This window comes from Acinetobacter sp. YH01011 (genome assembly GCF_013420785.1).
Taxonomy (GTDB): Bacteria; Pseudomonadota; Gammaproteobacteria; order Pseudomonadales; family Moraxellaceae; genus Acinetobacter; species Acinetobacter towneri.
The window spans coordinates 37434-50641 of record NZ_VOYG01000009.1 but is presented as its reverse complement, the minus strand read 5'-3'; the positions used below and the strand labels follow the sequence as shown (position 1 = coordinate 50641).

Here is a 13208-nt window from a genome sequence, read left to right as displayed (position 1 = left end):
GCGCAAGATTATACTGCTGCTGCAACCACTTGATCTGTGCTTAACACACCTTGTTCAATCAAGCGGTTAGTGCAGGCAATAATTGCATCGATAGATGAGGTCACGATGTTGTCATGTACCCCTGCACCAAAGGCAGATTTACCTGTGCCTTTGACTTGCAACTCAATCAATGCCAACGCTTTTGCATGTGCGCCAGAGCTAATGCTGCGTTCTTCATAATTCAAGACATCAATTGGTAATTGAAGTGCATTCAAAATTGCTGAAATTGGGCCATTGCCTTCACCACGTAAGTGCTGCGTTTCACCATTTACTACAACATCTAGTTCAATGACCTGATTGCCATTTTCATCAGACAATTTGTAGTTTTGTGTTGCATATTGTGCATCTTTTACCGCAACGTAAGTTTCTTTAAACAAGTTCCAAATTTCGCTTGCGCTAATTTCAGTGCCTTGCTCATCGGTACGTTGTTGCACAATTTGCGAGAATTCGATTTGTAAACGACGCGGCAAAGTCACGTTGTAGTTCGATTCTAACAAGTAAGCAATACCGCCTTTACCCGATTGTGAGTTGACACGAATCACTGCGTCATAGTCACGACCTAAATCTTTCGGGTCAATTGGCAAGTAAGGCATATCCCAAATTTCTTCATTTTTCTGGAACTCAAAACCTTTCTTAATTGCGTCTTGGTGTGAACCAGAGAATGCAGTAAAGACTAAGTCACCTGCGTACGGATGACGAGGGTGTACTGGCAAGCCTGTGCATTCTTCAACTGTTGCAATAATTTCGTTGATGTTTGAGAAATCCAACTCTGGTGCAACACCTTGGGTGTACATGTTCAAGGCAATTGCAGCAACGTCTACGTTACCGGTACGTTCACCATTACCAAATACACAGCCTTCTACACGGTCTGCACCTGCCATGATTGCCAATTCAGATGCGGCAATACCACAACCACGGTCATTGTGACAGTGTACTGAAATGATCACGCCATCACGACGCGCAATGTTGCGGTGCATCCATTCCACTTGGTCGGCATACACGTTTGGTGTAGACACTTCTACCGTTGCAGGCAAGTTTAAAATTACTTTATTGGTTGGCGATGCTTCCCAAATTTCAGTCACGGCATCACAAACATCTTTAGCCACTTCCAACTCAGTTGCAGTAAAACATTCTGGGCTGTACTGGAATACCCATTCTGTTTCAGGTTGCTTCGCTGCGTATTCTTTTACTTTGCTTGCTGCATTGATTGCCAATTGTTTGGCACCCGCAACATCTACATTCAAGACTTTTTGGCGGAAGGTAGGCGAGTTGGCATTATAAATATGCACAATTGCACGTTTTGCACCTTGTAAAGATTCAAAAGTACGTGCGATTAAATGGTCACGTGCTTGTACCAATACTTCAATATATACGTCATCTGGAATATGACCTTCTTCAATCAATTTACGCGTGAAATCGAAGTCAACTTGAGATGCCGATGGGAAACCAATTTCGATGTGTTTAAAACCAATTTTCACAAGCATTTGGAACATTTTGAATTTTTGTTCAATGTTCATTGGCTCAAAGATCGCTTGGTTACCGTCACGTAGGTCGGTACTCATCCAGATTGGCGCTTTGGTAATTTCGTTATTTGGCCATTGGCGGTCTGGTAAATCGACACGCTGGTACATACGACGGTATTTTTTGCTTGGATCTGCCAACATCATGTGAAAACTCCTTGAATAGTAGCGGTTGCATCGCGTGGATAACGGCAACTTACTATAAATATAGATTGTGTCTATTCTATCAATTTACAAGCTGTTTTCAGGAGGCTATCGCTAAAAGTAGAATCATGGCACTTGTAAACCAATATCTGTATGTTAATCGATCTGCAAGCGTAATAATTCCCTGTTTTTTACAGATACTGCATGTGCTGTGAAATATTTTTTTGCTATTGGCTGTTTTGGTGATAAATATAACCGCTGTTGATTTGTTCGATGCAGCTTGTTCCCATAAGTGCCATTGTGACCTCAAATTCTTCTTTTAATAGCTTAATGCTATGCGCTGCCCCTAGCGCGCCTGCAACTGCCAAGCCATAAATATACGGACGACCGACCAAAACCGCACTTGCTCCCAAGGCTAGTGCTTTAAAAATATCTGTGCCACGACGAATCCCACTGTCTAATAAAATTGGGAAATCGTGCGATAAAATTTTTCGCATCGTGCCTAAAATTTGAATTGGGCTGACCGCGGTATCTAAAATTCGGCCACCATGATTAGACACAATAATACCGTGTGCTCCGTACTGATATGCCTGCTGCGCATCGTCAGGATGTAAAATACCTTTGAGTAAAATAGGCAGTGGACTGTGTTGTAGCAACCAAGCAATATCTTCCCATGTGGCAGCCTGCTGCATCAATCCATCAAAAAGAGGGTGCTGATTTTCCTTAAGCGGAGTGGTATTTACAGATGATTGATATACCGCCCGAATATGTGCAGGCAATTGAAAAGCAGCGCGACGTTCCCGATCTCGAATGCCCATGTGCGGTGCATCAACCGTGAGTACAATGGCTTGATAGGCATAGTGTTGCGCTTGAAAAATCAAATCCAAAGCAGCTTTACGACTGCCTTGCCAATACAGTTGAAACCATTTTGCCGCGCCCGAAACCTGATTCAGTGTGCTCATTGAAGTGGTACTTAAATGACTGAGAATCATGGGGGCTTGTAGGGCGGCTGCCGCTTGCGCTGTAGCAATTTCCCCCTGTGGATGAAACAGTTGTTGGTAAGCCACGGGCGCTAAAAAAATTGGGTGTGGATACTGTTCGCCCAAGAGCTGAATTTGCGTATTTGCCCCTGCAAAAGTATTTAAATGACGGGGCAATAATTGAATATCGGCAAACGCACGTAAATTGTTGTTCAGACTATATTCATCGCCTGCAGCGCCTTCTAAATTGGCCCAAGTGGCTGCATCTAAATGTAATTGCGCCTGTTTTTGATAGTCGGCAATGGTGTGTAAATGTGGCGGGATGTGATTCAAAGCTGCCAATGGCGTGGTATTCATAACTGACTCCATTGACGAATCAGATTGTGATAATGTGCGGTTAGTGCCAATACTTCTGCTGTATCTCCAAGTTGTTGACGCAATTGCAAAATAGTCATATCTAAATTGAACAACATACTGCGTTGCCAGTCATCTTTGACCATACTTTGACACCATGTAAATGCTGCAATTCTTTGACCTGCGGTGACAGGTTCGACTCTATGTAAACTGGTGGCAGGGTATACGATGGCATCGCCTGCATTGAGTTTAACCGCATGGCTACCGTAACTATCTTCAATGATCAGTTCACCGCCCTGATATTCTTCAGGCTCACTTAAAAATAGGGTCATGGATACATCGGTGCGAATCGGGCGTCGTACTTGTGCACAATATTGCACGGCATTATCGACATGATTGCCATAAGTTCCTGTGTTTTGATAACAATTGAACATGGGTTGCAGAATGTGCAGCGGCAAGGCAAAGGACTGCAATAAAGCCTGTTGTTTTAGTGCACTGAGGATGTCTTGTGACAGAGTTACATAGCTCGGATGCTGCAGGTCAAATTGTAAATTCTGTTTAATTTTCTGTGCTTGTGCGCCTGCACTGAATTGACCATTTTGCCATGCAGCTGCAGTGTCCAATTCAGCGCGAATCTGTTGGACTTGCACTTTGCTAAGAACTTCTGGAATGTGAAGCATCATATCGATTCTTCCTGAAAAAGTTTTAATTCAAACAGCCGAATATTCGACAGCGTTGTTCAACATGCAAAGTTCGAGCGATAGACAGTATGCAAAATGATCTATCCCTCGAACCCATATCTGCAGCCTGTTTGTAGAGGAACACAGATTAGCTGCAACAACTTAGAACTTGTAATTCAAACTGAGTGCTGCTGAGCGCGGCTGTCCAAGAACCACACGACCACCACCATTGTTGAGGGTGCTGATATATTCTTTATCGGCAAGGTTGTAGAGGTTGAGATTTAGTGAAGCATGCTTGTTAAAGTTGTAGCCTGCTAAGGCATCAAATACGACATAGCCTGGAATATTTGGCATGTTGGCAGGTGCGTTGCTGTCAGTCACAACACGTTTTTGTTCATCGACATAGCGAGCACCTAAACCAAATTTAAAGCCCGCCCAGTCGTAGGTTGACCATAAGCTTGCAGTCCATTCAGGTGACCAGCGTTCAGATAATGTTGTGCTACTCGATGAGCGTTGATTCAGTTGTTTAACTTTCATGTGGGCAACGCCTGCAGAAACATTCCAGGCATCGGTAATTTGACCTACAGCACTTAGCTCAACACCATCGACACGTTTTTTGCCTTCCTGCACGGCAAGCTGGGAAATCGGATCAATGGTCGATTGATTTTCATTTTCTGTGCGATACGCTGCAGCAGCCACAGCCAGTTTGCCTTGCAATAACTCCCATTTGCTGCCTAATTCATAATGATGGGTTTCTTGAGGCTGCGCATTAATGGCGTCATTGCCTGATTCAGACAGCGTGAAGTTGGTGCTGCCGGGTGGCGTTAGTGATTTTGCATACGCAGCGTAAATACTGCTATTTAATGTAGGCTTATATACAGCGCCAAGTTTCCAGCTGAACAGCGTATCGTGGGTGCTCAGATCTGTGGCCACCAAAGCATTTCCCCCACGTGGCAGAGTAAGCCCTTGATAATCTGTTTCATAATAATCGACCCGTACGCCACCATTCAGTTGAAAACGCTCCCCAAATTTTAGAGTATCAAATAAATATGCGGCTGCCGTTTGGGTTTCACCATCGGTATAACCGCCATTATAAATAAGCGCTGGCATGGCTTGATTGCGGTCTGGGTGATAAAGATTGGCCCACGGTGTATCGGCAGTGGCTTCGCCAGGCATCTGGGTTGCCATGAGTTTGCTAGATTGCTGTTCTTTTAAAAACTCCATGCCTGCAACAACATCATGCTGTACTGCCCCCGTTTTGACACTCCAGTTTAAAGTGCTTTGATTGGCCAGAATTTTATTTTCTTGATCGACGCCTTGGCGGGAGCGATTTACTTCCCAGTCGGCAGGGTTTGATGAACCGTTGGTTCTTAAACCACTAGAACCCGTGTTGAGGCCTGTCAGCACCCGATTCATGTGGGTTTTTGCTACACGGGTGATATTGGTCAGTTTGAGTTGATCGGTTAAATCACTTTCAATTTTCGCGGTGAACATATCGGCATCGACATCTTCATAGTCATTAACGTGACCATAAAAATTTTCCCGATTGACCTTAGGCGCAGTCGCCAACACAGAGTCTGTATTGTAAAAGCCTTGCATGCCCACCGTTGGAATGCCACCATCTGGAATATTGCGTTGTCTGATGTGTTGAGAATATAAATAAAGGCGTGTGGCAGTATTTAATCCAAAGGCAATAGAAGGGGCGATGGCATAACTATTGTTTTCAATATAGTCACGTCCTTCTATGCCGCCTTCTTGCCCCATTACATTTAGACGAAATGCGGTATTCGGATTGATGACTTGGTTAATGTCAGCAGAAAGTCTTGTATGTTGTGCTGTGTTGTAAGTTGCAGAAATTTCCTGACTATTTTCACTTTGCGGTAATTTGCTGACCAAATTGATATAACCCGATGCTGCACCACGACCCGCTTCTGAACCCGATGGGCCTTTGACAACTTCAATTTGATCAATGTTAAATACATCACGGCTGATTGCGCCTAAATCTCGGACACCATCAACATAGGTCGAGGTTTGGGTGGAAAAACCACGCATTTGAAAGGCATCGCCAGCACTAGTATTGCCATTTTCTCCCAATTGTAGAGTAATGCCTGGTGTATTGCGTAAGGCTTCAACTAAGGACGTTGCGCCTTGTTCTTGTAGCATTTCTTTTTTAATCACAGAAATTGTTTGTGGGGTATCTAACAACGGCTGAGTGTATTTTGCGGAACTTAAGTTATCTGCCTTGTATTTGCTTTCAGCTTCAGATTTAACCGTAATAGTGGGAAGCTGGGTGACGTCATCTTCAGGGTTTGCTGCATGAGCAAGTAGCGGAAGAGAGGCGGCTAAAGCCATCAGTTGCGCAGAGCGGTTGTGTTTGCGGCTTTTGATCTGTGCCATTTATGGTATTTCCCTAAATTTAAACCAACAGGAGGCCACGCTTTATTCAGCGTTTTTAGTTCAAAATGAATAAAGTGTGAAGTTGTTGTTATGACGTCTATAACAATTGTTGCTAATTTTATTGAGAATCATTATCAACAACAATGTGTAGAATGGTGCTTTCCTTTAATTCTTATTTGAAAATAATAATCATTATCAATATTTTTATTTAAGAAAACGATGTGAACGTGAATGACTTGGGAGTAAATACAGAAAACCCTGCCGAAGCAGGGTTTGAGATGAAGTTTAAGACTTAGAAGTCATAAGAAACAGAGAGCCAGTAGTTACGACCTGCTAAATATGTACCTTCAGAACTGCGTCCGATAGATAGATATTTATATGCCTGTTGTGTATCACCATTGATATCGATGTAATCCATATTTTGGGTAAAGTCTTTATCTAGTAAGTTGTTTACCGCAGCATTAATACGAATGTGATCGTTAAATTGATAGCTTGTGCCTAAGTTAAAGAGGTTATACCCAGAGAACTCATTATTTGTTTGTACTTCAATGCTTTGTGAGCCGGCATCTGTTGGTTTGGCAGTAAAGCGAGGGCGACCAGATTGGTACTCATGTTGTAACCAAATATCAAATGCATCATTAATATGCCAAGTTGAAGTCAAGTTAAGTAAATGTTTAGCAGTTGATTCTAAAGCATACCCTTTATCATCACCTTTGGTGATTTCTGATTCTGTAAAGGTGTAGGAGGCTTTGATATCCCATTCTGGGATAATTTGGTACTGCAATGAAGTTTCTAATCCGTAAATTTCTGCTTCATCAGCATTAAAGCTTTTACTAAAAGAGGTAACTTTGTTGCTGAAGTTAGAACAGTTATTGGTTTGACAGCTAAATGTTTTAGAAATAATTTTATCTTCAACTTGGTTGAAGAATGCTGTTGCCGTTAAATTTAAAGCATCAGTCGGTTGATAATTAAAACCAAGTTCATAGTTGACTGAAGTTTCTGGATCTAGATCAGGATTTCCGAGACTTGGTGTTGCACCTTGTCCACTATAACCATTGATACCGTTATACAAATCTTTGGCTGATGGAGTTTTATAGCCTGTGCTGACGCCTCCTTTAATCGTTAAGTCATCAGTTGTATTCCATACTAAATATGCGCGCGGGCTAAACTGTCCACCAAAACCACTGTGATCCTCAAAGCGTCCACCAAAGGTAAAATAAAGGTTATCTCTTAATTGCCATTCATCTTCAGCATACAGTGACCAAGTATCTTGAGTAAATTCTTTACCAATGCCTGCGATATCATCTGCAATAGTAGTGTCTTTATATTCGGTGCCAATAGTGAGTTTGTGGTTCGCAATTGGAGTGACTAAATGTGAGTCAAAGACTAAATCAGTATTTTCTAATTTGCGGGGTTGTCCTGCAAGTGCTGGAAATGCATCCGTTGGAATGGTGCGTCCTTTAGTCTCAGTTGTATTCTGACTGATATAAGTTTTCCACAAACCGAAGTTATATTGTCCATCATGACCTGCAGCAATTTGAATACGATTAAACTCAAGTTCATCTTCATATCCTGCAATACCGCCACGAGAAATGAAGTTACCCAAACGTTGATCTGAATTGTCATATTTTTGAGTTGATGAAAAACCATCGATCCAAAAAGAGTTTTGATCATCAAGTTTAAAGTCTAATTTTGCACCGATATCATAATTATCAGCTTTGCTTGGGCGTGGGTCACGACCTGTTGAACCCTGAATACGCTCTGAACGTTGACGGTCTAAATAGCTGCCACGTAGTTGCAAACCTAAACGGTCATTGATCAGTGGTCCATTGACGACAAAACTGGTTTTCCATGAGTCTGCTTCGGCATTACTTTCCATGACATTACCGCTGACAGTGACATTCCCATTCCACTCATCAGACACTTTTTTGGTAATGATATTGATCACACCACCCATCGCTTCTGAGCCATAGCGAGTAGCCATAGGTCCACGAATCACTTCAATTCTTTCGATTGCAGCCAGTGGGGGTAAAAATCCGTTTGATGTTTCTCCAAAACCATTTGGGGTAACATCTGAAGAGGTAGTTTGACGACGACCATCAATTAAAATTAAGCTGTAATCATTTCCAAGACCACGCATTTTTATATTTAGACCAGAGGTTTTACCGACACCAGAACGTATATCGATACCAGGAACATCTGCCAGTAAGTCTGCAATGCTGGTCGCATTTTTTTTCTCAATATCTTCTTTACTGACTATACTTATAGATGCGGGTGCATTTTTTAGCTCTTGTTCAAAACCTGCCGCTGAAACCACAATTGTGGAAAGTTGGTGGGTTGAAGTCGCATCGGTAGAGGTATTTGCGAAAACAGCAGTAGAGGTTGCCCCAAGTAATGCAAGACACAGCGGGTGTAGGTTGAACTTAGCCATAAAATTATATCTCTAATATGAATCAATGATCCTAATTCAGACCTATATGGTAATTAGAATCATTCATGAAGGAGTTGGCTAATAATAATGATAAGGATTCTTATTTACAACAAGAAATATACACAAAGTTGAAAATTTACAGAAAATAGCGTGCCGATTAAAAAAATTCAGTCGAGATCAGAACGTATTTTGTATATCCTTTAATGTTGTCATATAATGTGGCACTTTTTTATAAACTGTTATTACTAACTATATCGAGGAAGCCATGCAAGTAACTTCTGAAGCGGTTTCGGGCGTTGCCCGTCGTTTAAATGTATCTGTACCGACGAGCCGTATTAACGAGCAGTTTGAAGCTCGCTTGAAACGCACTGCCAAAACTGTGAAGATCAACGGCTTCCGTCCAGGTAAAGTGCCTGTAAACGTTGTTCGTCGTGAATACGGTGCGGGTATTTATCAAGAAGTGGTGAACGACATTATTCGTGACACCGTTTTTGAAGCAATCCAACAAGAAAAAATCAACGCTGTTGGTATGCCAAATATCGAAAAAACTGAAATGAAAGACGACGCTTTAGTTTACGAAGCGACAGTTGAAGTTTATCCAGAAGTTGAAGTGAAATTTGACGGTTTAGAAGTTGAACGTAAGTCTTCAGAAGTGAACGACAAAGACGTTGAACAAATGCTTGAAAATCTTCAAAAGCAACGTGCTTCTTGGGCAGAAACCAAAGGCATGGCGAAAAAAGACATGCAAGTGACTTTTGACTTTGAAGGCACTGTAGATGGTGAGAAGTTTGAAGGCGGTGCAGCTGAAGACTTTAAATTAGTACTTGGTTCTGGTCGCATGATTCCTGGTTTTGAAGATGGCATCGTGGGCATGAAAAAAGGTGAAGAGAAAGTTATTGATGTAACTTTCCCTGAAGACTACCAAGCAGCAAACCTTGCAGGTAAAGCAGCTCAATTCAAAATCACTGTGAAACTTGTTGAAAAGCAAAAACTTCCAGAAATTGATGCTGAATTCCTACAAATCTTCGGTATTTCTGAAGAAGATGGCGTAGACAAATTAAAAGCTGACGTTCGTAAAAACATGGAACGTGAAGTGAAAAACGGTTTACGTAACCAAGTAAAAGGTGCAACTTTTGATGCACTCGTTGCGGCAAACGAAGTTGAAATTCCGTCTGCAATGGTTGCTCAAGAAATTGACCGTCAACGTCAACAAATGATTCAGCAATTCACACAGCAGTTTGGTGCGCAAGGTGCAAAAGCATTTGACTCAAGCATGCTTCCAGATGAGTTGTTCAAAGAACAAGCTGAAAAATCTGTAAAACTTGGCGTATTGGTTAGCAAAGTATTAGAAAATGCTAAACTTGAAGTAGATCAAGCGCGTGTAGATGCTTACATCGAAGACATGGCTTCTTCTTATGAAGATCCAAGCGAAGTGATTGAATACTTCAAAAACGACAAACAACAACGTTCACAAATTGAAGCTGTTGTTTTAGAAGACCAGGTTGTAGATCACATCTTAGCTTCTGCAAAAGTTACAGATACAACTGTAAGCTATGAAGACTTATTGAAAGAGCAGCAAGCTCGTCAACAAGGCTAATTTGCTTTGATACAAAAAGGCGCTTCGTGCGCCTTTTTTATTGCATCGCGGTTTTCAGTTTTTCAGAGATTGATCGCATTTAACTCAAAATATCTACGATTTAAGCCGTGAATATTTTGCAATTTAGACAATTATCCCTCATATTGTGAACATGAGTCGTGTCACAAGAATTTAGGAATAAATAACCATTATGTATGTTCCAACAATTGAAAATGCTTTAGTACCCATGGTGGTCGAACAATCATCTCGTGGTGAGCGTTCTTTTGATATTTATTCACGTCTTTTACGTGAACGTGTCATTTTCTTAACGGGTGAAGTCGAAGATAATATGGCCAACTTAATTGTGGCGCAGATGTTGTTTTTAGAAGCTGAGAACCCAGATAAAGATATTCACCTTTACATTAACTCACCAGGTGGTTCAGTGACTGCAGGTATGGCAATTTACGATACCATGCAATTTATTAAACCAGACGTCGTGACTTACTGTATGGGACAAGCAGCATCTATGGGTGCATTCCTGTTAAATGCAGGCGCAAAAGGTAAGCGTTACTGTCTTGAGAATGCCCGCGTTATGATTCACCAACCATTGGGTGGTTTCCGTGGTCAGGCATCAGATATTGAAATTCATGCGCGTGAAATTCTATTCATTAAAGAGCGTTTGAACCGTTTAATGGCAGAACATAGTGGTCAGGACTATGAAACTGTCGCAAGAGATACCGACCGTGACAACTTCATGACTGCGCAGGCAGCGAAGGAATACGGTCTTGTGGATGAAGTTTTAACAAAACGTCCATAAGTTTTAAAGATTGAGATATTGGAGTGACTATGTCCGAACATCCTCAGGGACAAAAACATTGTTCATTTTGCGGTAAAACGCAGTCTGAAGTCGGGAAGCTGATTGCAGGCGAGGACGCATACATCTGTAATGAATGTGTGGACGTATGCTTAGACTTGGTTCAGACCAGTCAACAAGTTGAGTCGGGTGATTGGGCAACACGTCCATTGCCAAAACCACATGAAATTCGTGCTGCGCTTGATCAGTATGTAATTGGTCAAGATACTGCGAAAAAAACCTTATCGGTTGCAGTATATAACCATTACAAACGCCTAAAAGTGAGCAATCAGGCGCATAAAGCAGGCGATGCTGTCGAAATCTCAAAAAGTAACATCATGTTGGTAGGTCCAACGGGTTCGGGTAAAACCTTACTTGCACAGACCTTAGCACGTCTATTAGATGTGCCTTTTGCAATGGCAGATGCCACGACTTTAACCGAAGCGGGTTATGTGGGTGAAGATGTCGAAAACATCGTGCAAAAGCTGTTGCAAAAAGCCGATTACGATGTAGAAAAAGCACAAAAAGGCATTATCTACATTGATGAAATTGACAAGATCACGCGTAAGTCTGAAAACCCATCAATTACTCGTGATGTGTCTGGTGAAGGTGTTCAGCAAGCCTTGCTCAAAATGATTGAAGGCACGGTGGCTTCTATTCCGCCTCAAGGTGGACGTAAGCATCCGCAGCAAGAATTCATTCAAATTGATACTTCAAATATCTTGTTTATTTGCGGTGGCGCATTCTCTGGTTTAGAGAAAATTGTGCAGCAACGCCAAGAAAAAGGCGGCATTGGTTTTACGGCAGACGTGAAGAAAAAAGATGAAGGCAAGAAATTGTCTGATTTATTTCGTCAGGTAGAAGCAACCGATTTGGTGAAATTTGGCTTAATTCCAGAGTTCATTGGTCGTTTGCCTGTAATTGCAACGCTAGACGAGCTAGATGAAGATGCATTGATGCAAATTCTGACCGAGCCGAAAAATGCCTTAACCCGTCAATATCAATACTTATTCGAGATGGAAAATGTCGATTTAGTCTTTGAAGATGCAGCATTACGTGCAGTGGCGAAAAAAGCCCTTGAACGTAATACAGGTGCGCGTGGTTTGCGTTCAATTCTGGAAAATGCCTTGCTCGAAACCATGTACGACTTGCCAAGCCGTACCGATGTTGGCACAGTGGTAGTGACTGAAGCGGTGATTGAAGAAGGTGCTAAACCTGAATTTCAGACCGAACGTCAGCCTCAAACAGAAGAACCTGCAGCAGAAAAAATTGACTTAAAAGTATTAGACAGCAAAACTGCTTAATACGCTATTCGTCTGAAACGTGCCGAAACGCTAGGTTTCGGCACGTTTTTTATTGTCAAAAAAATCAAGGCAGTGTTAATCTTAGACCTAGGCGTGGATGCCCATTATTCAAAACAACAATTGCAAAATGAATTTGCAGCGTGATTTCAAAAACGTGATTTACAAAAATAAGAAACGCAGTGAGGGATAGACATGCGTGGTGTCGCAATCTTGGTCGTGACCAGTTTAATGTTGCTGGGATGTCATGGCAAAAAAAACGTGGTGCAACAAACGCAACCACCTAGTACCTTAAAAGTTTTAGATTTAGAACAAAAACCTGGTTTTGTAGAACAACACCGTTTGGGCATGATGACCATTGGTGGTTGGGTCAATCAAAAACTAGGGCAAAATTTTAAACCTGTTCAGGCACAACATGCCGATGCTGCCATCGTGTATTTATATCGTCCAGATTCCAAATGGAACAGACAGGAAATTGTCGCGACCAGTATGTTTATCAACAAACATCGGATTCCAAGTTTACTACACAATCATTATTACTGGGTTGAACTGGCACCAGGTGCGTATCGTCTGAGTGTGAGCCGTCCTTTGGGGGCATTACATTTCCAAAAACCAAAGTATTTGGATTTTCAGGTACAGGCAGGGCAGTCGTATTTTATTAAGTATGATGAAGAAAACCTAAGTACTCGCAAAGAAGTTTCTGGGCCTTTAATGCTCATGCCTGCAAGTACGGCACAACAGGAAATTGCATTTACTCAACTAAAAACAGAAAGCTATAACTTTGTCGCGGAAGATCAAACCACAGGCAAGTTGCGTAAAAAGCCACAAAAAATCAAGCATGAAAAATATGACCCTGCAGAAGATGTACATTTAACCCAACCCTTTAAATTGTGGGATCCGAGAACGTGGTAAAGGCTTGTATCTTTATCTCAT

9 protein-coding genes are annotated in these 13208 nt (G+C 41.8%); 4 read left to right on the top strand and 5 right to left on the bottom strand.

The features are described from left to right. Positions 1-8 precede the first annotated feature (8 nt). The 5 genes from leuA to FTT78_RS07580 form a co-directional block, all read right to left on the bottom strand. Positions 9-1706, bottom strand: a complete 1698-nt coding sequence (gene leuA / locus FTT78_RS07600) for a 2-isopropylmalate synthase (protein ID WP_180044011.1) — start codon at positions 1704-1706, stop codon at positions 9-11. 224 nt (positions 1707-1930) lie between these two features. After that, positions 1931-3040, bottom strand: a complete 1110-nt coding sequence (locus tag FTT78_RS07595) for an alpha-hydroxy acid oxidase (protein ID WP_180044008.1) — start codon at positions 3038-3040, stop codon at positions 1931-1933. Further along, positions 3037-3720, bottom strand: a complete 684-nt coding sequence (locus FTT78_RS07590; RefSeq protein WP_004974842.1) for a Fe2+-dependent dioxygenase — start codon at positions 3718-3720, stop codon at positions 3037-3039. The genes FTT78_RS07595 and FTT78_RS07590 overlap by 4 nt, the downstream gene beginning before the upstream one ends. 159 nt (positions 3721-3879) lie before the next feature. Continuing rightward, a complete protein-coding gene (locus tag FTT78_RS07585) occupies positions 3880-6114 on the bottom strand; it encodes a catecholate siderophore receptor Fiu (protein ID WP_180044006.1) in 2235 nt (744 codons plus the stop codon). Between the two features lie 292 nt (positions 6115-6406). Beyond that, positions 6407-8545: a TonB-dependent receptor domain-containing protein gene (locus FTT78_RS07580; protein ID WP_004974851.1), complete on the bottom strand. Its 2139-nt coding sequence runs from the start codon at positions 8543-8545 to the stop codon at positions 6407-6409. Between the two features lie 265 nt (positions 8546-8810). Between FTT78_RS07580 and tig the strand changes: the two genes are divergently transcribed. The 4 genes from tig (at position 8811) to FTT78_RS07560 (ending at position 13187) form a co-directional block, all read left to right on the top strand. Continuing rightward, positions 8811-10142 carry a trigger factor gene (gene tig / locus FTT78_RS07575; RefSeq protein ID WP_180044004.1) on the top strand — a complete coding sequence of 444 codons (1332 nt, stop codon included), beginning with the start codon at positions 8811-8813 and terminating at the stop codon, positions 10140-10142. 190 nt (positions 10143-10332) lie between these two features. Continuing rightward, a complete protein-coding gene (gene clpP / locus FTT78_RS07570) occupies positions 10333-10938 on the top strand; it encodes an ATP-dependent Clp endopeptidase proteolytic subunit ClpP (RefSeq protein WP_004974855.1) in 606 nt (201 codons plus the stop codon). Between the two features lie 29 nt (positions 10939-10967). Beyond that, the gene (gene clpX, locus FTT78_RS07565) at positions 10968-12278 is read left to right on the top strand and encodes an ATP-dependent protease ATP-binding subunit ClpX (RefSeq protein WP_004974856.1); all 1311 of its coding nucleotides are present in this window, start codon (positions 10968-10970) and stop codon (positions 12276-12278) included. A 192-nt stretch (positions 12279-12470) separates the two neighbouring features. Continuing rightward, complete coding sequence (locus tag FTT78_RS07560; RefSeq protein ID WP_096901390.1) at positions 12471-13187, top strand: DUF2846 domain-containing protein; 717 nt, start codon at positions 12471-12473, stop codon at positions 13185-13187. The last annotated feature ends 21 nt before the right edge of the window (positions 13188-13208 follow it).

Bases quoted from the DNA above. Each gene is read 5' to 3' on its own strand.
- leuA (WP_180044011.1), bottom strand. From the start codon at position 1,706: ATGATGTTGGCAGATCCAAGCAAAAAATACCGTCGTATGTACCAGCGT.
- FTT78_RS07595 (WP_180044008.1), bottom strand. From the start codon at position 3,040: ATGAATACCACGCCATTGGCAGCTTTGAATCACATCCCGCCACATTTA.
- FTT78_RS07590 (WP_004974842.1), bottom strand. From the start codon at position 3,720: ATGATGCTTCACATTCCAGAAGTTCTTAGCAAAGTGCAAGTCCAACAG.
- FTT78_RS07585 (WP_180044006.1), bottom strand. From the start codon at position 6,114: ATGGCACAGATCAAAAGCCGCAAACACAACCGCTCTGCGCAACTGATG.
- FTT78_RS07580 (WP_004974851.1), bottom strand. From the start codon at position 8,545: ATGGCTAAGTTCAACCTACACCCGCTGTGTCTTGCATTACTTGGGGCA.
- tig (WP_180044004.1), top strand. From the start codon at position 8,811: ATGCAAGTAACTTCTGAAGCGGTTTCGGGCGTTGCCCGTCGTTTAAAT.
- clpP (WP_004974855.1), top strand. From the start codon at position 10,333: ATGTATGTTCCAACAATTGAAAATGCTTTAGTACCCATGGTGGTCGAA.
- clpX (WP_004974856.1), top strand. From the start codon at position 10,968: ATGTCCGAACATCCTCAGGGACAAAAACATTGTTCATTTTGCGGTAAA.
- FTT78_RS07560 (WP_096901390.1), top strand. From the start codon at position 12,471: ATGCGTGGTGTCGCAATCTTGGTCGTGACCAGTTTAATGTTGCTGGGA.